Source organism: Nonomuraea sp. B5E05, assembly GCF_039880665.1.
In the GTDB taxonomy this organism is placed as follows: Bacteria; Actinomycetota; Actinomycetes; order Streptosporangiales; family Streptosporangiaceae; genus Nonomuraea.
Map to the genome: position 1 here is coordinate 106,962 of NZ_JBDPMJ010000008.1, position 26,924 is coordinate 133,885.

19 protein-coding genes are annotated in these 26,924 nt (G+C 72.4%); 12 read left to right on the forward strand and 7 right to left on the reverse strand.

Translation table 11 applies throughout. The annotated features are described in order from the left end of the window. Positions 1–2,238 carry an acyl-CoA dehydrogenase gene (locus tag ABGB01_RS17025; protein WP_347774341.1) on the forward strand — a complete coding sequence of 746 codons (2,238 nt, stop codon included), beginning with the start codon at positions 1–3 and terminating at the stop codon, positions 2,236–2,238. 40 nt (positions 2,239–2,278) lie between these two features. On the opposite strand, the gene ABGB01_RS17030 is transcribed toward ABGB01_RS17025, so the two are convergent. The 3 genes from ABGB01_RS17030 to ABGB01_RS17040 are packed head-to-tail and all read right to left on the reverse strand — an operon-like array spanning position 2,279 to position 5,432. Next, positions 2,279–3,043, reverse strand: a complete 765-nt coding sequence (locus ABGB01_RS17030; protein WP_347774342.1) for an enoyl-CoA hydratase/isomerase family protein — start codon at positions 3,041–3,043, stop codon at positions 2,279–2,281. After that, on the reverse strand, positions 3,040–4,251 hold the full coding sequence (locus tag ABGB01_RS17035; RefSeq protein WP_347774343.1) for a CaiB/BaiF CoA-transferase family protein: 1,212 nt from the start codon (positions 4,249–4,251) through the stop codon (positions 3,040–3,042). Before ABGB01_RS17035 ends, ABGB01_RS17030 begins: the two co-directional genes overlap by 4 nt. A 35-nt stretch (positions 4,252–4,286) precedes the next feature. Next, positions 4,287–5,432: a hypothetical protein gene (locus ABGB01_RS17040; protein WP_347774345.1), complete on the reverse strand. Its 1,146-nt coding sequence runs from the start codon at positions 5,430–5,432 to the stop codon at positions 4,287–4,289. A 74-nt stretch (positions 5,433–5,506) separates the two neighbouring features. Here ABGB01_RS17040 and ABGB01_RS17045 point away from each other — a divergent pair, with 74 nt between their 5' ends. Then, entirely contained in the window at positions 5,507–6,340 is an 834-nt protein-coding gene (locus ABGB01_RS17045; protein WP_347774346.1) for an IclR family transcriptional regulator, read from the forward strand. Positions 6,341–6,342: 2 nt separating this feature from the next. Here the strand turns inward: ABGB01_RS17045 and ABGB01_RS17050 are convergent, their stop codons facing one another. Then, positions 6,343–7,443, reverse strand: a complete 1,101-nt coding sequence (locus tag ABGB01_RS17050; RefSeq protein WP_347774347.1) for an alcohol dehydrogenase catalytic domain-containing protein — start codon at positions 7,441–7,443, stop codon at positions 6,343–6,345. Further along, positions 7,440–8,444, reverse strand: coding sequence for a hypothetical protein (locus ABGB01_RS17055; RefSeq protein WP_347774348.1), 1,005 nt, complete (start codon positions 8,442–8,444; stop codon positions 7,440–7,442). Before ABGB01_RS17055 ends, ABGB01_RS17050 begins: the two co-directional genes overlap by 4 nt. A 203-nt stretch (positions 8,445–8,647) precedes the next feature. Between ABGB01_RS17055 and ABGB01_RS17060 the strand changes: the two genes are divergently transcribed. The 9 genes from ABGB01_RS17060 (at position 8,648) to ABGB01_RS17100 (ending at position 23,110) form a co-directional block, all read left to right on the forward strand. Then, the gene (locus ABGB01_RS17060; protein ID WP_347774349.1) at positions 8,648–9,967 is read left to right on the forward strand and encodes an MFS transporter; all 1,320 of its coding nucleotides are present in this window, start codon (positions 8,648–8,650) and stop codon (positions 9,965–9,967) included. 38 nt (positions 9,968–10,005) lie between these two features. Next, the gene (locus ABGB01_RS17065; protein ID WP_347774350.1) at positions 10,006–11,679 is read left to right on the forward strand and encodes a class I adenylate-forming enzyme family protein; all 1,674 of its coding nucleotides are present in this window, start codon (positions 10,006–10,008) and stop codon (positions 11,677–11,679) included. Then, a complete protein-coding gene (locus tag ABGB01_RS17070; protein WP_347774351.1) occupies positions 11,676–12,851 on the forward strand; it encodes an acyl-CoA dehydrogenase family protein in 1,176 nt (391 codons plus the stop codon). Before ABGB01_RS17065 ends, ABGB01_RS17070 begins: the two co-directional genes overlap by 4 nt. Positions 12,852–13,076: 225 nt before the next feature. After that, positions 13,077–14,579 (forward strand): hypothetical protein, encoded by a 1,503-nt coding sequence (locus ABGB01_RS17075; protein ID WP_347774352.1) that lies wholly within the window; start codon positions 13,077–13,079, stop codon positions 14,577–14,579. Between the two features lie 124 nt (positions 14,580–14,703). Beyond that, positions 14,704–14,835 carry a hypothetical protein gene (locus ABGB01_RS17080; RefSeq protein ID WP_281284010.1) on the forward strand — a complete coding sequence of 44 codons (132 nt, stop codon included), beginning with the start codon at positions 14,704–14,706 and terminating at the stop codon, positions 14,833–14,835. Between the two features lie 103 nt (positions 14,836–14,938). Beyond that, positions 14,939–16,150, forward strand: coding sequence for a glycosyltransferase family 4 protein (locus ABGB01_RS17085; protein WP_347774353.1), 1,212 nt, complete (start codon positions 14,939–14,941; stop codon positions 16,148–16,150). Next, positions 16,147–20,289: an alpha-(1->3)-arabinofuranosyltransferase gene (locus ABGB01_RS17090; RefSeq protein WP_347774355.1), complete on the forward strand. Its 4,143-nt coding sequence runs from the start codon at positions 16,147–16,149 to the stop codon at positions 20,287–20,289. The genes ABGB01_RS17085 and ABGB01_RS17090 overlap by 4 nt, the downstream gene beginning before the upstream one ends. Then, positions 20,286–22,136 carry a hypothetical protein gene (locus tag ABGB01_RS17095; RefSeq protein WP_347774357.1) on the forward strand — a complete coding sequence of 617 codons (1,851 nt, stop codon included), beginning with the start codon at positions 20,286–20,288 and terminating at the stop codon, positions 22,134–22,136. Before ABGB01_RS17090 ends, ABGB01_RS17095 begins: the two co-directional genes overlap by 4 nt. Positions 22,137–22,141: 5 nt before the next feature. Then, on the forward strand, positions 22,142–23,110 hold the full coding sequence (locus ABGB01_RS17100; RefSeq protein WP_347774358.1) for a DUF3068 domain-containing protein: 969 nt from the start codon (positions 22,142–22,144) through the stop codon (positions 23,108–23,110). Here ABGB01_RS17100 and ABGB01_RS17105 read toward each other — a convergent pair. Continuing rightward, positions 23,051–23,791 carry a class I SAM-dependent methyltransferase gene (locus ABGB01_RS17105; RefSeq protein ID WP_347774359.1) on the reverse strand — a complete coding sequence of 247 codons (741 nt, stop codon included), beginning with the start codon at positions 23,789–23,791 and terminating at the stop codon, positions 23,051–23,053. The two genes, ABGB01_RS17100 and ABGB01_RS17105, sit on opposite strands and share 60 nt — an antisense overlap. Before the next feature lie 113 nt (positions 23,792–23,904). On the opposite strand from ABGB01_RS17105, the gene ABGB01_RS17110 reads away from it, so the two are divergent. Then, on the forward strand, positions 23,905–25,734 hold the full coding sequence (locus tag ABGB01_RS17110) for a hypothetical protein (protein WP_347774360.1): 1,830 nt from the start codon (positions 23,905–23,907) through the stop codon (positions 25,732–25,734). Here ABGB01_RS17110 and ABGB01_RS17115 read toward each other — a convergent pair. Beyond that, positions 25,671–26,924 (reverse strand): acyltransferase, encoded by a 1,254-nt coding sequence (locus ABGB01_RS17115; protein ID WP_347774361.1) that lies wholly within the window; start codon positions 26,922–26,924, stop codon positions 25,671–25,673. The two genes, ABGB01_RS17110 and ABGB01_RS17115, sit on opposite strands and share 64 nt — an antisense overlap.

The window sequence follows — 26,924 nt, forward strand, 5'->3', positions numbered from 1 at the left end:
ATGGCGATCGGTTTGAGCGAGGAGCACGGGGCGCTCCGCGAGTCGGTGAGCGGCTGGGCGGAGCGCAACATCCCGGCGGAGCTGCTGCGCGCCGAGGTGGACGGCCGCCCGCCGTTCTGGCCGGGCCTCGCCGAGCAGGGGCTGCTCGGCCTGCACCTGCCCGAGGAGTCGGGCGGGTCCGGCTACGGGCTCCTGGAGACCGCCGTGGCCGTGGAGGCGCTGGCCGAGCGGATGGCGCCAGGCCCGTACGTGCCGACCGTGCTGGCGAGCGCGGTGATCCACGCCTCCAAGCGGCACGACCTGCTGGAGGGCCTCGGCGACGGCACACTCACCGGTGCCGTCGCTCTGACGGGCGCCCTGACCGGCGTCCGTGACGACGACGGCTCCCTGGTCGTCTCCGGCACGGCCGAGCCCGTGCTCGGCGGCTCCCTGGCGGACGTGCTGGTGCTGCCGGTGACCACGCCGGAGGGCGAGGAGTGGGTCGTGGTCGACGCCTCCGCCGCCACGCTCGCCGCACTTCCGTCGCTCGACCTGACCAGGCCGGTGGCCAGGGTGGAGCTCGCGGACGCGGCCGTGCCCGCGGAGCGGGTGCTCGACGGCGTCGAGGGCGTCGACGTCCGCAACCTGGCGGCGATCGTGCTCGGCGCGGAGGCGTCGGGGCTGGCCTCGTGGTGCGTCACGGCCGCCGCCGAATACGCCAAGGTACGCGTGCAGTTCGGCCGCCCGATCGGCCAGTTCCAGGGCATCAAGCACAAGCTGTCCCGCATGCTGGTCGCGCTGGAGCAGGCCCGCGCCACCGTCTGGGACGCCACCAGGGCGGCGGAGCGGGACGCCGGTCCCGAGGAGCCGGTGGAGGCTCAGGAGAGCGCGACCGCGGGCGCGGCGAAGGAGCTGGAGCTCGCCGCGGCCGTCGCCGGGGTGATGGCGCCCGACGCGGCCGTCCAGTGCGCGAAGGACGCCATCCAGACGTTCGGCGGCATCGGCTACACCTTCGAGCACGACGTGCACCTCTACTACCGCCGCGCGCTCACCCTGCGGGCCCTGCTCGGCCCGTCGTCCGAGTGGGCCGCCACGGTCGCCACGCTCGCCCTGCAGGGCGTCTCCCGCTCGATGGAGATCGACCTGCCGGAGGACGCGGGCGAGCTGCGCGAGTCGATCCGCGCCGAGATCGCGGAGATCGCCGGGCTGGAGGGCAAGGAGCAGAAGCGGGCGCTCGCCTCGCGCGGCTTCGTCATGCCCCATCTGCCCAGGCCGTGGGGGCGCGACGCCAAGCCGCTGGAGCAGGTGCTGATCGCGCAGGAGCTCAGGGCCGCGAAGGTCCGGCTGCCCCAGATGATCATCGGTGCCTGGGTGGTGCCGTCCATCGCCACGTACGGCACCCAGGAGCAGCAGGAACAATTTCTGCCCAAGACGCTCAGCGGCGAGATGATCTGGTGCCAGCTGTTCTCCGAGCCCGGCGCCGGATCCGATCTGGCCTCGCTGCAGATGAAGGCGGAGCGGGTCGAGGGCGGCTGGAGACTCAACGGCCAGAAGATCTGGACCTCGGTCGCCCACGTGGCCGAGTGGGGCATCTGCATCGCCCGCAACTCCAGCGAGGGCTCCAAGCACGAGGGCATCACGTACTTCCTGGTCGACATGAAGGCCCCGGGCGTCACGGTCCGGCCGCTGACGGAGATGACCGGCGAGAACCTGTTCAACGAGGTCTTCCTCGACGACGTGTTCGTCCCCGACGACCTGGTCGTGGGCGAGGTCGGCGAGGGATGGAAGGTCGCCCGCAACACGCTGTCCAACGAGCGGGTCTCGTTGTCGTCCGGCTCGGGCGGCACCGGCTCCTCCGTGCCCGACCTGCTCGGCCTGGCCGGGCGGCTGGGCCGAGAGCTGTCGCCCGTGCAGGCTCAGCGGGTGGCCGGGGTGGTCTGCGAGGGCCACTCCATCAACGCGCTGTCGCTGCGGGTCACGCTCAAGCAGCTGGCCGGCTCCGAGCCGGGCGCGGACGCCTCCGTACGCAAGCTGCTGTCGACCTCCCACGCCCAGCACGTCTCCGAGACCGCCGTGGAACTGCTCGGCCAGGCGGCGGTGACGGCCGCCGACATGAAGCTCGGCGACGCCGGCTACTGGAACCGGGCGGTGCTCGCCACCCGGGCGATGACCATCTACGGCGGCACCACCGAGGTGCAGCTCAACATCATCGGCGAGCGCATGCTGGGCCTGCCGCGAGACCCGGAGCCCGGCAAGTGACCGCGCGCGTCCCATGGCGCAGGGCCGCCATGGGACGCGGTCAGCGGCTGCGGCGTTTCTCCACGAACGCGCGGATCGCGTCAGCTGCCTCGGTGGTGGCGAAGAGCCTGTCCAGCGCCGCACGCTCCTCTCGACGTCCGTGCGGTGCCAGGTCGATCGCCCGGCACGCCTCGGCGACCGCGCGCGCGGGGCGCGCGGCGAGCCGCTCCGCGACGGTGGTGGCCACCGCGAGGGCGCGACCGGGCGCGCAGACAGTGGTGACCAGACCGAGGTCCGCCGCGGTGGCAGCGTCGAGCTGATCACCGAGCAGAGTGATCGCCTTCGCCCGGCGGGGACCTACCTGGGCGGTGAGCCGTTGGGTGCCGCCCCACCCTGGCAGTAGCCCAAGGCCCACCTCCGGCAGTCCGAAGCGGGCGTCCTCGGCGGCGACGACCAGATCGCAGGCGAGCACGCACTCGAAACCGCCGCCCAGCGCGACGCCCTCGACCGCCGCGACCACCGGTGCCGGGGAATCGGCGATCTCGTCGCACATCGCGTTCGCCTCGTCCATCAACGTGGCGATCGCGGCCGGGTCCCCCTCGGCGTAGGTGCCGATGTCGGCCCCCGCGCTGAACACCGACGTGCCGGTCAGGACGACCGCGCGCACCTCCTCTTCTCGCGACGCAGACCGCAGCGCTGCCCGGACACCGCGCACCGTGGCCAGGTCGATCGCGTTGCGCTTGTGCGGCCGGTCGATGCTCACGACGAGCACGGCGCCGTCGCGGCGGGTCCGCACCGCGGTCGCGGCCGTGTCCGGGGCGGTCACGCGTCGTCCGCCGTGCGGCCGGCGATCCCGCGGGCGACGAGGTCCTCGACCTCGTCCTCAGTGCAGCCGGCCGCTCTCAGCACCTCGTCGGTGTGCTGGCCGAGCAGCGGTGCCGGGTCGTAGCGACGGTCGGTCGCGGCTGACATTCGGATCGGGTTGTCGATCACCTTCACTCTTCCGAGCCGCGGCTGTTCGAGTGTGCGTACGACATCGTTGTGCACCACCTGCGGGTGCGCGAGCACCTCGTCGTAGTCGAGGACAGGGCCGCAGAGGATACCGGCTTCACCCAGACGCTCGAGGACCTCGTCGGTGTCGAACCGCTCCAGCTCGCCGTCCATGATCTTCCATAGCGCCGACCGATTCTGCTGCTGCAGCTCGGCCGTCGCGAACTCGCCGCGCCGGGTCAGGTCGTCTATCCCGAGCGCTTTGCACACGTCGCGCAGGGGTTCGGGTCGGAACAGTCCCACGATCGTCACCCAGCCGTCGGCTGTTTTGAAGGCTCCAACGAAGTTGTCACGTTCCCAGTGGATCTCGTGGCGGCGCATCATCCATGCGGTCATCTCCTGCATCTGCTGGAACACCGCGGTGTCGATCAGCGAGACGTCCACCCGCTGGCCCCGACCCGAGGTCGACCGTTCGAGCAGCGCCATCAAGATGCCCTGCACGAGTGCCATGCCTGCGCCGAAGTCGATGAACGGGACAGGGTAGATGCTCGGGCGGCCGTCGTCGCCGCGGTTGTGCCAGGCGGCTCCGCCGAACGACTGCAGCGCCATGTCCTGTCCGCCGAGGTCACGCAACGGGCCGGTGTCGCCGAACCCGGTGCCGTAGGCGTAGACCAGGCGCGGGAATCGCTCGTGCAGGGCCTCCCACCCGAGTCCCATCCGCTCGGCCACGCCGGCGCGGTAGTTGGAGACCAGCACGTCGGTGTCGGCCAGCAGTCGCATCACGACGTCCACTGCCTCCGGTTGCTTCAGGTCAAGCACGATCGAGCGCTTGTTGCGGTTGAGCGAGATGAATGACGCGCTGTCCTCTATGCCGTCGGACCTGGTGTCGATCGACCGGCTGATGTCGCCGATGCGCGGCCGCTCGACCTTGATCACGTCGGCACCGAAGTCGGCGAGGATCTGGGTCGCCTGCGGGCCGAACTGCACCTGGCTGAGGTCCAGGACGCGTACGCCGGCCAGGGGCAGGGGTCGTGGGTCACTCACGGGTACTCCTCCTGTGGTGGTGGGTTCGGGCCGGCTCAGATTCGGCCGGAGGGGACCACGCCGGTCAAGATCATCAGTGACTCGAGCAGGAAGTAGCTGCCGAAGACGAGTTCGACGTCCGTCGCCGCGTCCTGCTGACGCACAGTGCCGCGACGCGTGAAGCACCCGCCGGTGAGCATGCCGACCGGTCGCCCGTCGGTGTCGCCGGTCGGCGTCAGGTAGCGGTCGACCACGGCGTGAGCCGTGCGCTCGGCGAAGTCGCGGTACGGCGCGCCGCCCTCGCCGAGCGCGTGGGCGAGCCGCAGCGCGGCCGCGATGGTCATCGTGGTCGCTGCGGTATCGCGGTCGGTGTCGGGAATCGCGGGGTCGTCGAAGTCCCAGAACGCGATCAGGTCCTCCGGGACGTGCGTGGTCCACCAGTCGATGGTGCGACGGGCGAAGCCTTGCCAGCGCGGGTCTCCGGGGCGTACGACGGCTGCGTGCGCGGCGTACAACATTGCCCAGCCCTGCGCGCGACCCCACGTGCTCTCGTCGTCGTAGCCCTTGTGGGTATGGGTGCGCAGCACCCGGCCGTTGCTCGGGTCGAGGGTGGAGGACTGGACAACCGAGCCATCCGCCCGCACGTGGATCTCCAGGACCCGCTCCAGGTGCCGCGTGGCGATCCGATCGAATGTCTCGTCGCCGGTGTGGTCCGCCGCCCAGAAGAGCAGGGCAATGGCCTGCAGGGAGTCGATGCTGCTCTCGGCGGCGCCGACGGAGGTGGCCTCTTCGGCGTCCTCCCCGAGCGGGATCAGCCCGAGCCGCTCGTCGTACATGTCAACGAGCACCCGTGCGGCCCTTAGCGCGATCTTGTCGGTGCCGGCGTCGTCGACCAGCCGGGTGGCCGCCGCGGCGCCGAAGTAGAATCCGAAGCCCTTGAAGGCGGTGCGGTGATCCGTCCGCGGCAGCATCAGGGTCAGCGCCGCACGGGCGTCCGCGGCGCTGACCCGGGCGGGATCGAGCACGTGGGCGAGCCAGAGCTCACCGACGTAGGCGCCGCCCGTCCAGTCGCCGTCGGGGGTGACAGTCCAGTCGCCGGTCTCGCCCGACGCCCAATGGGGTAGGCCACGCGCGAGCACCGAGCGGCTCTGGACGGCGCGCTCTACCATCCGGTCGCGCGCGAGTGCTAGAGATGTGCTCATAGAAGTCCTCCCGGGCGCAGGTGCCGCGGACCTGGCGTGTGGGCTAGTTGCGGTATTCTCCGAAATATCAGACGATGTCTGTCATGGTAAACGACCGGTTGACACGGGTGCGAGCGACCTCCGCGAACGGCGGGCGGATGACGGCGCCGGCGCTGCGTCGAGGGCTCGACATCCTCGAGTTGTTCCTGGACGCCTCCAGCGGCCTGCGGGTGCCCGAGATCACCGCCCGCCTCGGGCTTCCGCGGGCGAGCGTCCACGAGCTCGTGGGCGCACTGGTCGACCGCGGCTACCTGACGGCGTCCGGTGACCAGCCGGGCTCCTACAGCCTTGGGGTGAAGGTGCTCCAGCTCGGCGGCGCCTACGAGAGGGCGCTCGACATGGCCGCGCTCGGCCGCAAGATCGCCAAGTCGGTCGCCGCGGAAAGCGGCGAGACCGTCCAGGTGGCCGTGCGCGACGGCCGGCTCGCGGTTTACGTCGTCCGCATCGACAGCCGGCACGCCGTCCGCCTGGTCTCGAGCGTGGGCAGCCGGCTGGCCGCGCACTGCACCGCGGGCGGCAAGATGTTGCTCTCCGCTCTCGACGACGACGAGCTCGACGCCCTCTACCCGGACGACGAGTCGGTGGAGCCGATGACGCGGCGAAGCATCGACTCCAAGGCCCGGCTCGTCGCCGAGCTCGGCGAGATCCGCCGCCGCGGCTGGTCCGAGGAGTTCTGTGAGTCCAACGACGACGCGGCGTGCGTCGCGGCTCCGGTCTTCGACGCGCACGGCACCTGTGTCGCGGCCATGAGCATCACTGTGCCGACCATTCGCTGGAACGAAGGCGCGCGCGAGCGGGACCTCGACTTGGTCCGCGAGGGCGCCAGGGCGCTTTCGCGCGAGTTGGGTGCGAGCGGCGAGCACGGCTGAACTCACGCGCCGGGCACGATGACGGAGCGCCCGGTCGCGCCTACTGTCAGCGCCGAGTAGGCCTCGTTGACCTCATCGAGGGCGAACCGGCGTCCGACGAGCCTGTCCAGCGGCAGCAGGCCGCGCTGGTGGAGGTCCAGGATCTGGGGGATCTGCACGACGGGGTTCGATGAGCCGTAGAGGCTGCCGACCACGCGCCGCTCCTGCTGCACCAGCGCGTTCACCGGCACCGTGAACCCCGCTCCGACTCGGCCCAAGCCGAGGGCCACCAAGGTGCCGCCCGTGCTCAGGCTGGCGAACGCCTGCTCCATCGTGGCGGGCGCACCGACGGCGTCGACGGCCCAGCGCGCACCGCCGGGAGCGACCTCGTCGAGGACGGCGGTGAGGTCGTCGGTCGTCGCGTTGACCGTGTGTGTAGCGCCGAGTGCGCGGGCGAGCCGGAGCCGGGCGTCCACGGTGTCGACCGCGACGATCGGACCGGCGCCGACCAGGGCCAGGCCCATGACCGTGCTCAGGCCGACACCGCCGGCGCCGATCACCACGACCGGGCCGGCCGTGGCCGTGGACATCACGTTGAGAACGGCGCCGACGCCGGTCACGACCGCGCAGCCGACGATTGCCGCGACCTCGGCGGGAACGTCCTTGGGGATGACGACCACGGACCGGTCGGAGACCACGCAGCGCTCGGCGAAGCACGAGACGCCCATGAGGTGGTGGACGGTTTCGTCGCCGGCGCTCAGGCGGGTGGTGCCGTCGGGCAGGCCTCCGGTGGTGCCCTGGACGCGGCCGAGCACGCACAGGGCGGGACGGCCGTTGGTGCAGAACTCGCACTCGCCGCAGCGCGGTCGCCAGGTCATCACCACCCGGTCGCCCGGGGCGACGCGGGTGACTCCCGATCCGACGTCCTCGACGATGCCGACACCTTCGTGGCCGAGCACAGCGGGCAGCCGCCCCTGGAGGTCGCCGGTCATGTAGTGCAGGTCGCTGTGGCACACGCCCGCGGCCTCCACGCGGACGTGCACCTCGCCGCGCTGCGGCGCGGCCAGGTCAACGTCCTCGATCGTCAGTGGTGACCCCGGCCTGCGGAGGACGGCTGCTCTCATCGGTTGCTCCCTGCGTGATGGGCGGTCTGGGTCGTGGAGATGTCCGGTGCTGCGAAACGCGGCAGTGCGGGTTGGTCGCGCTCGCCGAGCGGCGACATGGGGGGTATGCCGGGGGTGCGCGCGAGCTGGTCGAGCCCGAGCCGCGCCCGACGTACTCGCTCCCGGGTCGACGCGAGAGTGACCGTGTCCAGCTGGGCGCCGGCCGGGTAGACGTCCGGCGCGTTGCGCAGTCCGAACTTCAGGTAGACCGGGGCCGCGACCCGCACGATGTCGCCGATCTCGCCGTACCGGACGAAGCCGCCGATGTTGTCCGGTGTTTCGACGTAGAAGTCGATCGTGGCGTCGCTCGCACCCCGCATCTCGGCCAGTTGGGTCAGCGAGAGGTCCGAAGAAAGGTTGATCGTGTCGGCGCCGAGGCCCGCCTGCACGGCGAAGGCGACCGGATTGGCGGGCGCGGCCATCACCGACACCTTGAGCTGCGTGCCGGCCGGGAGTTTGCCGGTCGCGCGCAGCCGGTGGGCCGCCCACAGCACTCCCTCGTCCGCGACGAGGAACGAGGTGACGCCCAGGGCGCCGGCCCGCATGATCTCCTCGACGGCGGCTCGGAGCTGGTTGGTCCCGCGCGCGCGTGTCCCGGGGGAGCCGGCAGGGCTGAGGTGCGAGGCTCCGACGTCCCAGTTCGCCCCGGGCCGGGCGAACAGGCACAGCTCCACCGATCGCTCCCGGCACAGCTGCACCATGTCAGTGATCTCGCGATCGCTGAGCATCGTCACGCCTGAGCCCTGCGAGATCCGATGCACGGGTACGCCGAGCGACTCCGCCTCCTCCAGGGCGGTCCGTGCCGCGGCCGGCCCCTCCACGCTGGGCAGCTCGACCCGCCACGAACCGCCGTCGGGAAACGCGACAGGCGACGTGGGCGCCTCCGGCGGCGGGGCGCCGAGGAGGCCGTCCTCCACGAGCGTCCGGACCGCGGGCGAGCCGGTGACCGTCCAATCGGCCATGAACCCAACCCTTCTGTTTGAAATTTCAGACGATGTCTGCTCTGTTAAACGCCTATCCCACTCGGGTTCGTGGCGTCAAGGCGCGGCAGGTTGAAAGCCGAGGGCTTGACCGACTTCGAGGTCGTGTGTCAACGTGCTCCAAATATCGGAGACCGTCCAAAATATCGGATGATGTTGGAGCGGCTCGCACGAACGGAGAACCGATGCACCCGGAGCAGCAGGCGCCCGTCGAGGCCCCCGCGAACGTGGCACGGCCCGACCGGCGGATGACGGCGGGCCTCGGTGGCGGCGTCGCGCTGGAGTGGTTCGACTGGAACATGTACGGCCTGATGGCCGCCTTCCTCGCGCCGCACTTCTTCCCGTCAGAGGATCCGGCCACCGCCCTGCTGAGCGCGCTGGCCGTCTTCGGGGCCGGCTTCTTCGCGCGGCCGATCGGGGCGGCGCTGCTCGGGCCGGTCGCGGACCTGATCAGCCACAAGCGGGTGATGCTGATCTCGGTCGCGGCGATGTCGGCCACCTCGCTGGCCGTGGCCGTGATACCCACCTACCAGACGCTGGGCGCCGGTGCCGGCGTGATGCTCCTGGTGCTGCGCCTGGTCCAGGGGCTGGTCACCGGGGCCGAGGCCGGCGTGGCCAACGCCATCGGCGCGGAGCTCGCCCCTCGCGGTGAGGAGGGCCGTTATCTCGGCCTGATCAGCGGGACATTCATCCAGATCGGGATCTTCAGCGCCAGCGCGGTGGCGTTCGTCGTCAGCGCGATCGTCTCGCCCGCCGCGATGGCGGACTGGGCCTGGCGAGTGCCGTTCGCGATCGCCGGGCTGGCCGGCATCGCGGTCCTCTACCTGCGCAAGACTCTGCCCGAGACGCTGGTCACCCGTGCGGTCAGCCGCAGCTACGACGGCCCCGAGCGGCGCGGCGTGGCCTCGCTGTGGAAGACGCTGTGGCGGGCCCGTCTCGCTCTGGTAGGGGTCGTGCTCGTCATCGGGTCCATCCAGATCGCCAACTACGCCTGGATCACCGGTCTCCCTAACCTGGCGAACTCGACGTACTCCGAGAACAGCACGTGGGTCTTCGCGCTGACCACGGTCATGGGAGTCATCTGGATCGTGTCCGGGCCGATCGTCGGTGGCCTGGCGGACCGGATCGGCACCGCGCGTGCGTTCACCGCGATGCGACTGGCGCTGGTGCCGACGTTCTTCTTCATGCTGCTCTACAGCGAGCAGAACCTTGCGATGTTCGGGCTTGTCATGGTGCTCGGCGGTGTGGTGGTCGGCCTCAACATGAGCCTCTACAACTACGTCGCGGTCACGCTGATGCCGCGCGAGATCCGCACCACCGGCGTCGCGCTCGGCTACGCCCTCGGAGTCTCGATCTTCGGCGGCACCTCGTCGTACTTGCTGGTCTGGTTGCGCTCCAACGGCAACTTCTGGCTGTTCGCGGTGTACGGCGCGATCGTCGCGCTCGTCAGTGTCGTCGTCTACTACCTCGCCCGCTCCCGCGGGCACGTGCATGTCGGGCGCTGACCGACCCGAGGAGGTCGCATGAGCACGTCGGAGGAGTGATGCTCACCATGGAAGCCCGGCCGACCAGAGAGAGCGACATGGACGCGGCTCGTGCGCCCGTCGACGACCACGTCGCGCCTTGGACGTCGTATCGCGGGCTCCTTCTCGAGCGCCGCGCCGACCACACCACCTACCTGGTCGAGGACCCCTCGCGTGCCGGGGCGCGAACCTGGACCGGCGCCGCTTGGACCGCGGACGTGCGGTCCGTCGCCGCCCGGCTCCGTGCCCTGGGGGTGCGCCCCGGCGACGACCTCGCCCTGGTCGCGATCAACCGCCCCGAGACGTTGCTCGTGGCGTTCGCCGCCTGGTGGGTCGGCGCCTGCTTCGTCCCGCTCGACCCGCGCGACGGGCGGGAGCGTCACGCGGCCCTGCTCGCCGCCTGCGAGGAGCCATGGCTGGTCACCGACGACCCGGACGGCCCGGGCCGGTTGCTCCCGCCCGCCGAGGTGCTGCCTTCGGCCGGGGTGCCGTCCCCGGTCGAAGTGCTCGGGGATGAGGGTCCGGAGCCCGACCTGGACTCGCCGGCGCTTCGCCTCCACACCAGCGGCACCAGTGGTACGCCGAAGCCGATTCTGCTGTCGATGCGCGGCCTGTTCGTCAACTGCGACGCGATGCGCGCCGCGCTCGGCTGGACACCGGACACCAGGTTGATCAACGTCCTGCCGATCAGCCACGCCAACGGGCTGGTCATCTGCTCGTTCCTGCCCTGGTTCGCGGGCGGCTCGACGGTGCTGATGGACCGCTTCCGCAGCGACCGCTTCTGGTCGACCGTCGCCAGATCGGGCGCCAACGCCTGCAGCCTCGTACCGACAGTGCTGGAGTACCTGCTCGCCGATCCGTCGACGCCCGAGCCCGGGCACGGGCTGTGCCACGTGGTGTCGGGCAGCGGCCCTCTACGCCCGGAGGCCGCGGAACAGTTCGAGCAGCGCTTCGGCATTCCCGTGCGGCAGCTCTACGGCCTGTCCGAGACCACGTCGGTGCTGACGATGACGACTCCGCAGCCCGTCGGCGCGCTGGCCGGCCGGATGCGTGGCTCGATCGGCACGCCAGTGCGGCATGCCGAGGTCCGCGTCGTCGACCCCGAGGGCCGGGAGTGCGCGGACGAGAAGCGCGGCGAGATCGTGGCGCGCGGCAGCATGCTCATGCTCGGCTACGCCCGCAACCCGGAGGCGACCGCCGCGGCTTTCGCCCAGGGCTGGTTCCACACCGGCGACCGCGGCTACCGCACCACCGGACCGGACGGACGGCCCTGGTTCTTCCTCGAGGGGCGGCTCAGCGACTCGATCTCCCGAGGTGGCTCGACCGTTCTCCCGCAGTCCGTCGACGACGTGCTCGCCGCCCATCCCTCCGTGACCAGGGCGGCGACGTTCGGCTTCGCCAACCGCTGGTACGGCGAGGAGGTGGCGGCGTTCGTGATGGCCCATGCGCCGGTGACCGAGGAGGAGCTCCGGACCTGGTGCATCGAGCGACTCGGTTTCGACGCCAGCCCGAAGGTCGTCTTCTTCGGTGAGGAGTTGCCGACCACGTCGGTCGGCAAGATCCAGCGGTCCCGGCTCGCGGACCGGATGGCGCCGGAGCTCGCCCCGTACTGGTACCACCAGTTCCGCTCCCGCGATCGGACGAAGCCCGACCGCGACCTCCACGACCAGAAGGAACCAGAGGGAGAGGCATGACCAACCAGACCATCGCGCCGGGCCCGGCGACACGCGAGGCGGTCGAGGAGTTCCTCGAAACCACGGTCCGCGAGCGTGGCGCCCGGATGGATGCGACGGGGGAGTTCGACAAGGACCTGCTCGACCAGGCGGCCGGCCTCGGGCTGGTCCGGCTGATCTTCGATGACGATCTCCGTCTCGACCTTTCCCGGATGCCGCTGGCCCACGAGATGAGCGAACGGCTCACGGCGGTGTGCGCGCCGCTCGCGATGGAGGTCGGCGTGCTGCGGCTGGTCTCCTACCTGCTGGCGCGCTTCGCGCCGGCTCCGGTCCGGGACCGCTGGCTGCCGCTGACCGTGGCCGGCAGGGCCTACGGGTCCTTCGCCCTCTCCGAGCCCGAGGCCGGCACCGACCTGCGAGGCATGACCACCGTGGCCCGCCGCGACGGTGACCACTACGTCCTTGACGGGGGTAAGTGCTGGGTCGGCTTCGCTCCGGTGGCGGACTACGCGATCGTGTTGTGCAAGGCCGAGACCGACGCCCGGGACGCCAAGACCCTGGCTCTGGTCGTCGACATGGCCTCCGGGGGCGCCTCCGGCGAGTGGGGCCCCCGGTTGTCGGGCTACCGCGGGCTGCCGAGCGGGATCCTCACCTTCGATGGCGTACGCGTGCCCGCCGACCACGCCCTTGAGGTCGAGGGCTTCGCCGGGATGATGGACGGCCTCAACATGGCGCGGATCGACGCGGCCGCCTACGCCTGCGGCCTGCTCCGCGCCGCCCTCCAGGAGAGCGTCGCGCGGGCCGCCCACCGCGAGGCGTTCGGAGGCAAGATCGGCGACCTCCCCAGCATCCAGATCAAGCTGGGCCGGATGCGGGCCGCCTACCAGGCCGCACGAGAGCTCACGCTCCGAGCGACCGAGAGCTACATGGCGAGGCCGGGCGGCGACCAGGACCTGATCTCGGTGGCCAAAATGACCGCAAGCGACCTTGCCCGCGAACACACCGACCAGGCCATGCAGCTCTTCGGTGCCTCCGGAATGGTGATCGGCAGCCGCGTCGAGCGCCTCCACCGTGATGCCAAGGCGACCCAGATCTTCGACGGCACCAGCGAGATCCACGAGACGATGGTCGGCCGCCGCCTCGTACGCGACTACAAGCGTGCCAACGGCAGCGACTTCATGGCCGGCTGGTGAGCGCTCGACTGACGACCTGCGCGACGAGCAAGGCGGTGGAACCGGTGGGAAAGGGCCTGCCGCGAGACCCGGAGCCCGGAAAGTAACGCATGTGAGTCTGTGGCGGCTACTCTCCCCTGTGCCTGGAATGTCCGAGGACGGGGGAGAGGCGGTGCCGCGGTGGACGTCGAGCGGTCGTCGCCCGTGCCCCCGGCACCCGTCCGCGCGCGCCTGACGCTCGCGCGGATGAGGGCGCGGACGAGGGCGCGTCCGACGCTCGCGCGGATGGCGCCCGCGCTGCTCGGCGCGGCTCTGGCGGCGCTGGCCCTGGGGCCCGCGCTGGGCTCGGGCCTGGTGCTCCGGTACGACCTGCTCTTCGTGCCCGACGCGCCCCTGCTGCCGGACCGCGGCGGTTTCCCCCGCGCCGTGCCCAGCGACCTGGTCGTGGCGCTCCTGTCCCGGGTGCTGCCCGTGGAGATCGTGCAGAAGGGGCTGCTGGCCGGGATCTTCGTGCTGGCCGCGACCGGCGCGGCGGCGCTGGTGCCGCCGGAGCGCAGGCTGGCCCGGCTGGTCGCCGCGGCCTGCTTCGCCTGGAACATCTATCTCGCGCAGCGGCTCATGCTCGGCCAGTGGGCGCTGCTGATCGGCGTGGCCGGGCTGCCGTGGGCGGTGCGGGCCACGGGCCTGCGCTGGACCCGCCTGGCGGCGGCGCTGCTCCCCGCGGCGGTCGGCGGGTTCCAGGCGATGCTGGTTTCGGCGCTGACGCTGCTGCCGATCGCCGTCGCGCGCCGTAGGGTGCCCGTGGTGGCCGGGATCCTGGTCGTGTACAGCCTGCCGTGGGCGCTTCCCGCGCTCGGCGCGGGCGCGGTGACGGATCCGGCGGGGGTGGACGCGTTCGCGGCCCGCGCCGACGGTCCCTTCGGCGTGCTGGCCAGCCTCTTCTCGCTGGGCGGCATCTGGAGCGCCGACGCGGGGCTGCCCGGCCAGGAGTCGTGGTGGTCCGCCACCACGCGCCTGCTCCTGGTCGCGGCCGGCGTCCTCGGGTACGCCCGGCTCCGCTCCCGCCCCGACCGGCCCGCGTGGTGGGGCGGGCTCGCCGTGGCGGCCGTGGCCGGGTTCTGCGTCGCCGCGCTGGGGGCGTTCCCGGCGGGGCGGGAGGCGCTCAAAGGGCTCATCGCGGTGTGGCCGGGATTCGGGCCGCTGCGCGACGGCCAGGTCTACCTGGCGCCGCTCGTCCTGGTGACGGCGGTCGGCCTGGCCGCGGCCCTGCGGTCGGGCGCGCCGGCGCTCGTGGGGGTCATGGCGCCGGTGCTGGTGCTGCCCACGCTGGCGTACGGGGCCTTCGGGCGGCTGGCGGTGGCCGCGTACCCGCCCGAGTGGCGGGCCGTGCAGCGGATCGTCAACGACGACCCGGCCCCCGGCGCGCTGGTTTCGTTGCCCTGGGGCGCGCACCGGGCCTTCGCCTGGAACGGCGGCCGGGTCGTGCTCGATCCGGCGACCAAGCTCTTCGAGCGCCGGGTGATCGCGGACGACACCCTCTTCGTCGGCCTGCCGGACGGTGGCCGGCTGCGGGTGCGCGGAGAGGACCCGCTCAACCGGCGCGTCGCCGGGCTGCTGGCCGCAGGAGACTACGCGGGCCTGCCCGCCAGGTACGTCCTGGTGGTGGCGAGCCAGAACGAGTTCTCCCTTGAGGCGGCCGGCTGGAAGACCGTTTTCCGCGGCGATGAGCTCCACTTGTTGCGGCGTTGACCGGCTATTTCATGATATACCGGAGGGTAACTTGCTTTATCACGGTTTGACCAATGTTGTGGCTTCAAGGCGGAACAGGTTCTAGTCTCGGCACACTGCGCCACTGACAGGAAGGAGTGCTCTGTTGTTGCGACTTCTCGTGGCCCTGGCCATCGGAGCTCTGCTGGCGGTCGGAGCCTCCGTCGCCGTGGTCAATGTGGCGTCACCCGCCCTGACTCCGCCGAACCAGCCGCTCTACAACTACGGCACCAGGTGATCCTGGCCCTTTGACGGGTCGTCCCTGCTTGACGGCGTCGTACCAGCTCAACAGCACAGGGGCTGGCTTCGCCGTGCCCGCACGCCCGCTGTGAGGAGTGACGGTGGTCTTTACCGGTGAGCCAGAGGCGGCGGCCCCGCCCGCGCCGCGCGCCGGCGGCGAAGGGGGAGAGCGGCCGCTCGCGGGAATCCGCGTGGCCATGCTCAACTTCCGCGAGCCCCGGCAGTCCACCGCCGGCGGCGCCGAGGAGTACGCCTGGCAGGTCAGCCGGTTCCTGCTGGCCCAGGGGGCCGTGGTGACCTTCGTGACCGGCCGCCAGCGGGGACAGCGGCGCGCCGAGGTCCTGGAGGGCATCCGGCTGCGCAGGATGGGCAACCCCTACCTGGTCTACGTGCTGGTGCCGCTCTGGTTGTTGTTCCACCGGCGCCGGGTCGACGCCGTCATCGACACGATGAACGGCATCCCCTTCTTCTCCCCCCTCGTCGTACGCCGCCGCACACCCGTGCTCTGCCTCGTCCACCACGTCCACGACCGGCAGTTCCACGCCTTCCTGCCGCGCTGGCTGGCCAGGATCGGCTGCTTCGTCGAAGGGCCGGTCGCCCGGCTGCTCTACCGCCGCTGCCTGACCGTCACCGTCTCGGAGTCGTCCAAGCAGGAGCTGGCCGGGAAGCTGCGCTGGCTCGCCCCGATCACCGTCGTGCCCAACGGCTGCGCCGAGCCCGGGACGGTCGCGCCGGAGCCGGGACAGGGCGAGCCCACGATCGTTTACGCGGGGCGGCTCGTCGGGCACAAGCGCATCGAGCGGGTCGTCGACCTGGCCGCCCGCCTCGACGCGTCGTGGCCGGGACTGACCGTGCACGTCGTCGGGCGCGGTCCGGAACAGGGTCCGCTGGCCCGGCGGATCGCGGACCGCGGGCTCCACGGGCGGGCCGTGCTGCACGGATACCTGCCGGCGGCGCGCAAGAACGCGCTGCTCGGCGCCGCGCACCTCAACGTGACGGCCTCGGAGTTCGAAGGCTGGGGGCTGACCGTGATCGAGGCCGCCGCCCTCGGGGTCCCGACGGTGGCCTATGACGTGGCGGGCCTGCGCGACTCCGTGCGCCACGGCGTCACCGGATGGCTCGTGAGCGAGGACGAGTGCCTGGCCGACGTGGTCGAACGGGCGCTGAAGGAACTGTCGGACCCGTGCCGCAGGGCCGAGGTGGCCGACGCCTGCCGGGCGTGGGCGCGCGAATTTACGTGGGCCCGAACTGGGGCTAGCATAACCGCACTTATCCTGGCGAAACTCCAAGATCGCGGCGGAGCCCATCAGTGACCCAAGCCTCGCCTGGACTCCACGAAGAGCTCGCGGAGTCCGCCGCCGAGAGCTACGAGATCCGGGTCAGGCACAGGCTGCGGCTCCTCGCCTCCTGCCTCCTGCTCGGCGCCATCGCGTTCAACACCGCGACCGAGAAGATCATCCCCGAGACCAAGCTCGACATGGCGGTCAACCCGCTGGGATTCCTCGGCCGGGCCCTGCACCTGTGGGACGGCGCGTACTTCGGCCACCTGCAGAACCAGGCCTACGGCTACCTCTTTCCCATGGGACCGTTCTACGCGCTCTGCCTCAAGCTGGGCATGGACTCCTGGATGGTCCAGCGATTGTGGATGTCCCTGGTCCTCTGCACCGCCTTCCTCGGCGTGGTGCAGCTCGCCCGGGCCCTGCGCATCGGCGGCCCGTACACCCGCGTGATCGCCGGCTTCGTGTACGCGCTCGCACCGCACGCGCAGGCGCTCATCGGCATCAACTCCTCGGAGTTCCTGCCCAGCGCGGTCCTGCCGTGGATCGTTCTCCCCCTGGTCAAGGGCGCCAACGGCGAGCTGCAGCCCCGCCGGGCGGCCGGGTTGTCGGCGCTCGCCTTCCTCTTCTGCGGGGGCGTCAACGCCGTCGCCGAGTACGCCGTGCTCGCCGTGCCGCTGCTCTACCTGCTGACGCGGCGCGGCGGGCCGGACAAACGGCGGCTCGTCGCCTGGTGGTTGCCGCTCATCGTGTTCGCCTCGATGTGGTGGCTCGCCCCGCTGCTGACGCTCGGCGGCTACATCTTCTCCTTCCTGCCCTACATCGAGACAGCCAGCGCGACGACCGGCGTCACCTCGCTGGTCAACACGTTGCGCGGGACGTCGAGCTGGCTCAGCTTCCTCACCGTGGACGGGCAGACCTGGCTGCCGGACGCCCACCAGCAGTCCACGGTCCCGTGGTTGATCGTGGTCACCGCCGCCGTGGCGGCGGCGGGCATGGCGGGTCTCGCCTCCCGCAGGATGCCGGAGCGCCCCTTCCTCCTCATCAGCCTGCTGTGCGGGGTCGCCGTCATCACCACGGGCCATCCCGGAACCCCCCACCACGAGCTCATGGTGCAGCTGCTGGACGGCCCGCTCGCCGCCTTCCGCAACCTGCACAAGTTCGACGCGCTGATCAGGCTGCCCGTCGCGCTCGGGGTCGCCGGTCTCCTCGCGACGGCGCGCCCGCGCCTGCGCGTGCCCCTCACCGCGGCCACGGCCGGGCTCGTGACGCTGTCGGGCCTGCCCATCCTGTACGCGGGCCTCGCGCCGGCCGGCGGCTTCACCACGATCCCCGACTACTGGAAGCAGGCCATCTCCTGGGTCGGCCGCAACGCCGGCGACGGGATGGTGCTGGCCGTGCCGGGGGCCAAACGCGGCGAGTACCTCTGGGGCCGCCCGCTCGATGAGCCGCTGCAGGCGCTCTCGCAGGTCCGCTGGGCCACGCACACCATCGTGCCGTGGGGGTCGGCCGGCATCTCGCGGCTGATGGCGGCCGTCGACGAGCGCCTGTCCGCCGGCGTGGGGTCCGCGGGGCTCACGGCCACGCTGCGCCGCATGGGGGTGACGTACCTGGTGGTCCGTAACGACCTGGACCGCGCCACCATCGGCACGGCCTGGCCGGCCCGCGTGCACCAGGCGCTGGAGGACTCGCCCGGCATCGAGCTCGCCGCCCGGATGGGCCCGGGCGTGGGCATCGGCCAGTACGGCAAGGCCGCCGCCTGGCTGGACCAGCCCTACCCCGCGGTCGAGATCTACCGGGTGCCCGGGGCCGCGCCGCTCGTCGGCACCGTCGACGCCACCCGCCCGCTGCGCGTCGGAGGAGCCCCGGAGGCCGTGCTCGACCTGGCCGAGCAGGGACTCCTGGACGACGACAGGCCCGTGCTGCTCAACGACGACGACGGGCGCGTCGAGGTGCCGGGGCGCGACACCGTGCTGACCGACACGCTGCGCCGGCGCGAGCTCGCCTACCCCGACCTGCGCGGCAACGCCAGCGCCACGCTCACCGCGGCGGAGCCGTTCCGCGGCGCCTCGCCGTCGAACGACATCCTGGACCCGGGGTGGGAGCGGTACCTCGCCACGGCCACGTTCACCGGGATCGCGAGCGTCACGGCGTCCAGCTCCGAGGCGGACGTCACGGCGGCCCCGCGCAGCAGGGAGCCCGGCCACCAGCCGTTCGCCGCGCTCGACGGCGACCGGCGCACCAGCTGGCGCTCCACCGGCTGGAACGGCGCGGCCGGCGAGTGGATCGAGGTCGCCTTCACCGAGCCGCTGGACGTCACGACGTTCCAGGTCTCCTTCGAGCACTCGCCCATCAGCCCCGCGCCCGCCGAGGTGGTGGTGGAGACCGGCAACGGCGCGCTGCGCCAGAAGGTCCGCGCCACGTCGGACGCCCAGGAGCTGGTGGTGCCGGCGGGCCCGGCCGACCGGTTGCGCCTGAAGGTGGTGTCCACCGCCGGCGAGCCGGAGCGCGGGCCCGGCGGCCGGGTCGGGATCACGGAGCTGACCATTCCGGGGGTGCACCCCACCCGCTCGATCACCGTGCCGGACCCGGGCACGGCCTCGGGTGCCGGCGAGCCGGCGACGGTCGCGTTCAGCAGGACCGGTGACGTTCCCGGCTGCGTCAGGGGCTCGCTCGCCTGGAGTTGCGCCGAGGGCCACGAGGTCCTGGGCGACGACGGGCACGGATTCGACCGCTCCTTCACCGTCAGGAAGGGCGGCTCGTACGAGCTCTCCGGCCGTACCGTGCTCACCGAGCGCACGGCCATCGAGCGGCTGACCACGCTGCCCGGCGACGCCGTGAAGGTGCGGGCGTCCTCGACGGTGGTCGAGCACGGCGCGGCGTCCGGCCGGTGGGCGTTCGACGGAGACCCGAAGACCGCGTGGTTCGCCGACCCGCTCGACCCGAAGCCCACGCTGAGCGTCGAGCTGGCCCGTAGGACGCGGTTGTCGCACATCCGCGTCGTCACGCCCGACTCCTACCTCGGGGCGCCTCCTGTCCGCGTGACGATCCGCGCCGAGGGCGGCGTCAGGCAGAGCTGGGTGGGCCAGGGCGGCATCATCCGCTTCCCCGCCTTGGAGGCGAAGAAGGTCGAGTTGGAGTTCGGCGCGTCGGGCGGCCGTCCCGTCGAGATCACCGACGTCTCCTTCCCCGGGGTACGCCCGCTCGGCGCGCTGAACGGCTTCCCGCTCCGCGTGCCCTGCGGGTTCGGGCCGACGTTCACCGCCGGTGGCGAGACCGTGCACACCAGGATCGTCGACGGCTCGCTGAACGACGTGGTCACCGGCAGGCCCGTCGCGTTCGAGAGTTGCGAGCCGCTGCGGCTGGAGTCCGGCCAGGCGCGGCTGTCCCTGCGGCCGGGCGACGCCTACCGCGTCGAGTCGGCGATCGTCCGCCACGAGGACGGCGGCCGGGAGGTCGCGCCCGTGGAGATGAGCGAGGTGGCCGTGACGTCGTGGGAGGACGGGGAGCGGGTGGTCCAGGTCGGCGTCACGAAGGACTCCTACCTGGTCGTCAACGAGAACTTCAACCCCGGTTGGCGGGCCAGGCTGGGCGCCGTCGAGCTCAAGCCGGTCCGGCTCGACGGCTGGCGGCAGGCGTGGTTCCTCCCGTCGCACGTCGCGGGCGCGGTCACGCTCACGTACGAGCCCGACTCCCGCTACCGCGCGGGGCTGGCCGCGGGCGGCGCTCTGGCGCTGCTGGTCGTGCTGCTGGCCCTGGTCAGGACGGCACCGCCCGCGCGCCACCGGGCTCTGGTCCGTCCCGCACGCCTGCGCGCCGCGCACCTCGCGCCGTTCGCCGTCGGGCTGGGCTTCTGGGTCGGCGGGCCGGTGGGCGCCGGCGTCGCGGGCGCCGCCTACGCGCTGGGGGCGTGGTCGCGGTCGCTGCGCACGGCCGAGCACGCGCGCGTGCCGCGGTGGCGGCGCCTGCTGATCGGGCCGCCGGGCGGCGTCGCCCTCTTCATGGCCGCCGCGGTCCTGGTGGCCGCCGGCGCCGGCGGTTTCTGGCCGCAGCTCCTCTGCCTGCCCTTCCTCGCGCAGTTGTTCGCCGAGATCCCCGCCAGGCGGACCGCGCGGACGTCCGAACTTTCCGTACCCGTCGCCGCGGGCGGCCCGGCCATGACGAGCGTTCCGTGAGCCGGACGGCCGAGCCGCGCACCGGGATGGTCATCACCGTCCCGGCCCCGATCGCCCGCACCGCTGCGGCGGCGTCCCGGTGGGCCGGGCGGCACGGGGTGCTGCTGGCCGCGCTCGTGCTCGTCGGCGCGGCCATGGCGTGGAAGGCGGCCATCGCCCAGCACGCCTACTTCAAGGAGGACGACTTCGAGTTCGTGGCCAGGGCGGTGGAGAACGATCTCTCCTTCGACTACCTGACCCGCGTGCACTTCGGGCAGTTCATGCCGGGCGGTTTCCTGCTCGCCTGGTTGTCGGCCAGGCTGGAGCCCTTCGGCTGGGGGTACGCGGCGGGCATGGTCCTGGCGCTGCACGCCTGCGCCGCCCTGGCCGTGCTGCGCATGCTTCGCGTCGTGTTCGGCGCGCGGCCCGCGATCCTCGCGCCGCTCCTCGTCTTCCTCGTCGCACCCGTCACCGTGCCCGTGCTCGTGTGGTGGGCGGCGGGGCTCAACACCGTCTTCCTGCAGATCGCCCTGCCCATGGCGGTCGCCTCGCACTGGCACCACCTGAGGACCGGCCGGCTGCGGCACGCCGTGGCCGCCGCGCTGTGGGTGTTGTTCGGGCTGCTGGGCTTCGTCAAGGGCTTCGCGCTGCCGCTGGTGTTGTTCGCCCTCACGGCGATCTATCACGGCGGTCTCCGCCGCGCGCTGCGCGGGCACCTGGCGGCCTGGTCGATGCAGCTGGCCGTGCTGGCGGGCTTCGGCGCGCTCTACGTCCAGCGGTCGGCGTCGGCGCCCGGCACCGGGGCACTGCCGATCTTCGACCAGGCGGCGGGCTTCCTGTGGGAGCTGCTCGGCAGGACCTTCGCCACGACCGTGCTGGGTGGCCCGTGGCGGTGGTTCGCCGGCAACGACTGGGGGGTCGCCTCGCCACCGCTGCCCGTCGTGATCGCCTCCCTCGTGACCCTCGCGGCCATGGTGGCGGTCACCACGTACTATCGCAGGCGCGCCGGCCTGGCGTGGGCGCTGCTGCTCGGTTACGTGCTCGTCGCCGACGCCCTTCCGGTGCTCTGGGGCCGGGTCCACCTGTTCGGCTCGTTCGCCGGCACGGACACGCGCTACGTCGCCGACGCCGTCCCGCTGGTCGCCCTCGTCGCCGGGCTGGTGCTGCTGCCGCTCCCGGGAGAGGCGGAGCCGTACCGGCGGGCGCTGCCCGCCAGGGAACGGGTGAGCGGGGTCTGCGGCGTGGCGCTCGGGCTGTTCGTGGGCGCGTCGCTGGTGTCGGTCTCGGTCTTCGCCGGGCACCTGGGCGCGGAGCGGCGCCACCGCTACATCGAGACGGCACGCGCCGAGCTGGCCGGAGCCGCGCCCGGCACGGTGATCTACGACCGGCTCGTGCCGCCCGACGTGCTGCCGAGCAGCTACGGCGCCTACAGCCTGACGTCGAAGGTGCTGGGCGCGCTGGCCCCGCCGCGGCTCAGGGCCACGATGCAGGCGCCGCCCGCGGCGCTCGACGGCATGGTCTTCGACGACCAGGGCCGCCTGCGGCCCGTGGACGTGCGGGGCGTCCCGCTCGCTCCGCGCACCCGGGACCGGTGCTGGCCGGTCACCGGCGGAACCGTCCAGGTGCCGCTGGACAACCGCGTCACCCGCGCGGAGGGCACCCTGGTCAGGCTCGGGTACGCCGCCCGCGCGGACACGAGGGTCACCCTGTGGATGGCCGACCGCGCCACGGACGTGGCGCTGCGGGCCGGCCTCGGCCGGGTGTTCGTGCTCGCGGAGCCGGGCGCCGACCGCATCGTCATCGACGACCTGCCGCCGGGCGTGTGCATCGGAGACGTGACACCGGGGCAGGCGGTGCCGCGACCATGATCGTCATGAGCCGCAGGAACCTCGCGCTGGTGCTGGCCGGCGTGGGCGCCTTCCTGCTGACCCTCATCCCTCTGTCCCGCCTGTACGTGGCCGCCCAGGTGCTCAAGGCGCCGCTGGAGCAGCAGAGCATGACCCGGTCGGTGGCGGAATCGGCGACCTACCTCGACCCGGCCACGATGCGGCCGGTGGTGGGAGAGCTGGTCCAGACCCGCTGGCTGATCGGCGACGTGCTGGCCGGCGACGAGGACCGCGCGGTGTGGGGCGAGTCGGTCTCCCTGGCCACGCGGGAGGAGGAGCGGCTCGACTACCACGAGCGGCGCCTGGCCTTCGACCGCCGCACGGGCGCGATCGTCAACTGCTGCGGCGAGTACCTGGACGAGGACACCACGATCCGGCAGTCCGGCCAGGCGTTCCGCTGGCCCTTCAACGCCGAGCGCCGCGACTACACGCTGTTCGACCTGCGGCTGCGCGTGCCGGTCACGGCCGCCTTCGACGGGGTCGAGCGGATAGGCGGCGTCGAGACCTACCGCTACGTCCAGCGCACGCCGCGCCGGCTGGTGCCGGGCGAGACGGCGCCGCTGCCGCGCCGCCTGGTCGGGCTGCCCGGCAAGGGCGACGTCGGGCTGGGCCGCTACGCCGAGATCCGGCGTACGTACTGGGTCGAGCCGGTCAGCGGGCAGCCGGTCAGGACGGTGGAAGAGGTGAAGGAGACGCTGGTCACGGCCGACGAGCGGGGCCGGCTGACCGCGCTGGACGCGACGTTCCGCACCAGCGAGGCCGACGTCGTGGCGGCGCTGGACACGGCGGCGGCCTACCGCCGCTGGATCCTGCTGCTGGGCACGGTCGCGCCGGTGGGCGGCGGCGTGGCGGGCGCGGGCTGCGTCGTGGCCGCGCTGCTGCTCATGCGGCGGCGCTCACCTGCGGCGCAGGACGAGGAGCAGGTTCCAGGTGACCAGCTCGCGGACGCCAGGTAGGTGGACGACATGCCGGGCCCAGCGGGGATGGTAGCGGGGGACCGCGTCCAGCAGCTCGGCGTCGGGGCAGCGCCTGGCCCAGGCCAGCGGGCGGGCCACCCCGACGGCGAACATGCTCTCGCCGTAGACGTTCTTCGGCCGCCTGCCGTGCCTTCGCGTGTACCGCCGGGCGGCGTAGTGGCCGCCCAGGTAGTGCCAGGGGGAGGTCTCGTGGCCGCCCCACAGCGAGAGCCACACCGTGTACGACAGGTAGACGATCCCGCCGGGCCGGGTGACCCTGACCATCTCGGCGGCCATCCTGAGCGGGTCGGGGACGTGTTCCAGCACGTTGGACGAGAAGCACACGTCCACCGAGCCGGTGGCCAGCGGCAGGTCGAGCGCGCTGCCCAGCACGGCGTCGCGCGGCGGCCTGCCGTCGCGCAGGCGCATCTCGCCCGCGTCGCAGTCGACGCACACCGGGCGCGCCCCTGCCGCGCGCAGCGCGTCGGCGAAGTAGCCGGGCCCGCCTCCGACGTCGGCCACCGTGGCGCCGGCCAGCTCCGTGTACGTGCCGAGCTGGGCGACGGTGTCCATGGCCAGGGTGCCGTAGAAGAAGTCGGGGTCGCGTTGCTCCAGGCGGAAGGCGCGCAGCAGCCGGACGGACCTGCCGAGATCCGCTCGGAACGGTACGGGGGTGTCCACGGCGCGGAGCCTACCAACACCGAACCCGCCTTCTGGCCTGCCGCGGACGTGCGAGGCAGGGCCGGCACGGCAGTCCACTCGGGGGATCTCTGACGCAGCGGAAGGAATCGACGATGACGGAAGGCGCCAGGAGCTCCGAGCCCGTGCGGATCACGCTGCCCTCGATCCGCACCGGGCCGATCGTGGGTGTCGGCCTGCTGCTCGTCCTGGTCTCGTTGATCTTCAGGGCCCACGTCCTCAGTAAGGCGTACTTCGTCGAGGACGACTTCCTCTTCGTGGCCGGGGCCGCCGACAGCGGGTTCACCTGGGACTACCTGACCCGCGTGCACAAGGGGCATCTCATGCCCGGCTCGCTGGCCCTGGTGTGGCTGCTCACCTGGGTGGCGCCGTACAGCTGGGCGCTGGTGTCGTTCGTGACGCTCGCGCTCCAGGCGGCCGCCTCGATCGTGTTCCTGGTGTTGCTGCGGCGGCTCTTCGGCGACCGCGCCGTGGTGCCGGCCGCCCTGGCCGTCTACGCGTTCGCGCCGCTCACCGTGCCCGCGATGAGCTGGTGGTCGGCGGCGCTCAACGCGGTGCCGCTGCAGCTCGCGCTGGTCGCCGCGCTCGCGGCGCACGTCAGGTACGTCCGCGAGGGCAAGGGCCGGTGGCACGCCCTGATCTGGACCGCCGCCGGGATGGCCTGCTCCACGAAGGGGGTGTTCATTCCCTTCGTCGTGCTGGGAGTCACCAGCGCCTACCTCGGAAGGGGCCTGTGGCTGCGGGCGCTGGGGGCCGAGCTGAGCAGGCCGGTCTGGTGGGCGCACGGCGTGCTGCTGGCCGGGTACGCCGTGCTCTACCTGCTGCGCCGCGACACCGCCGGCTCCGACGCGCTGACCGGGCCGAAGGCCGAGGTGGTGCCGGGGCTGCTGCGCAGATTACTGGGGGAGACCTTTCCCACGGGCGCCGTCGGCGGCCCGCTGCGCTGGGGCGGGCTGACCTCCACCGGCGGGCTGGCCGATCCGGTCCAGGCCACCGTGATCGCGGCATGGGTGCTGCTCGCGCTGCTGGTCGTGGTCACGTGCGTGTACCGCAGGCGGGCGTGGCGGGCGTGGGCGATCCTGGCCGCGTACGTCATCGTGGCCGACGCGATCCCCACCACGATCGCGCGGGCGACCGCCTGGGACCTCGTCGGCGCGGAGACCCGGTACGTCGCCGACGCCGCGGTGGTGTTCGCCCTCTGCCTGGCGCTGGCCTGGCATCCGGTCGAGGGCGAGCGGGACGCCCGCCGCCGGCCGGTGGGCGGCGGCCTGTCCATGGCCGCGAGCGTGCTGACCGTGGCCGTGCTCGCCGCGTCGCTGGTCTCGATCAACGCCTACGGCGACACCCTCAGCGGCGACAAGGTCAGGAAATATCTGGACAACGCGCGGGCCTCGCTGGCCACCGCCGCGCCGGAGACCGACGTCTACCCGCGTCCCGTGCCGCCGGAGGTCGTCCTGCCGTGGAACGGCGCCCGCAGGCTGACGTCGTACGTGCTCGCGCCGCTGGCCGATCCCGGCCTCCGGCAGCGTATGCGCGACCCGCGGCCCTCGGCGAAGCCGTACGTCTTCGACTCCACGGGCAAGCTCGTCCCGGTGGGCCGGGTGGCGCCGTTCTTCGACGCGATGAAGGGTGAGAAGTGCTACGCGAAGGACAAGGTCTTCCCCGTCGAGTCCCCCGGCGGCCCCGGCATGGTGGTGGCCCTGGCCTACACCAGCCCCCGGCAGGTGCACGTGGTGGTGGATCTCGGCGGCACCGAGCGGGCGGCCACGCTGCCGGCGACCGGGGAGACGGGCGCGCTCTACTACGTGCCGCACGACGGGGCCGGCAAGGGCATGCGGATCAGCGCGGCGGGCGGCCAGGGTCAGGCGTTCTGCCTGAGGGCCGCGGCCTTCGGGGAGCCGGGGCCCGCCCCGCCTGCCGCGTGAGGGACGAACCGGATCAGCCGCCGGGCGGGCTCCTCCACGTAACGGTGCGTGAGCCCGGCGAGGGCGACGGTCAGGGCGCTGATCGCGACGAGGTTGAGGAAGAGGTTGCCGGTCCACGGGCGCTGGCCCGTGAAGTCGTACCAGAGGTAGATGACCACGAACTGCCAGAGGAAGACCCCGTACGAGATGCGGCCGAGATAGCTCATGAACCGGCCGCCGAGCAGCTCGCCCAGCCGGGTGGGCCGCCGGGCCTCCAGCGCCGCGGGCGCGACGAGACAGAACGCGACGAGCGTGTAGAGCGCCTGCTCGGAGAAGGCCGTCCAGATGCCGCCCAGGCCGACGAAGCGCGGCCCGGTCACCGGGGTGGAGGCGATCAGGTAGGCGAGCCCGGCGATCAGCCACAGCGTGCCCCACGAGCCGGCCAGGGCCGCGCACAGGCGGCGCACCCGCCCGTCCTCCGCCCTGGCCCAGACGGTCAGGACCGCGAGGGCCATGCCGGGCACGAAGAACGTCCACGAGCGCGGCAACCACACGTTCATCCAGGGGCGGTACTCGGGGAAGTACTCGAAGATCGTGTAGACGTACGACAGGGCGCCGAAGGCGGCCAGCCCGATCAGCAGGCGCCTGGCCCTGGCTCGCAGGTCGGCTCCCGCGCGCAGCGCGAACCAGCGCAGCGCCGCCGCCATCAGCGGGAGCGTGAGGTAGAAGGTCAGCTCGACCGCGAGGCTCCACATCTGGCCGAGGCCCTTGGGCCCGAGGCCGTACCACCACGGGGTCAGGTCGTAGATGTGCACGAGGAAGGCCAGCTGCGCCCACGTCCACGGGTCGGACCGGTGGGCCCCGCCCCACAGCAGGAGGGCCACGGCCACCACCAGCCAGTAGGCGGGGATGATGCGGAAGAAGCGCCGCCACAGGTAGCGGCGCGTGTCAGGGGCCCGCTCGCCGGTCAGCACCTCCGCCGCCCACGGGCGGTAGAGCAGCAGGCCGGAGAGCGTGAAGAAGATCGGCACCCCGATCTCGCCCCTCGACAGCACACCGCCCAGGAACCCCGGCTCCAGCGCCGTTCCCGCCTCCATCGCGACGTGGAAGAGCAGCACGGAGAAGGCGGCCACGGCGCGGATGCCGTCGAGCGGGGCCTGGCGGCCGGAGATCACCGGCAGCCGCGCCGATGTAGAACCTGTTTCGGTCAC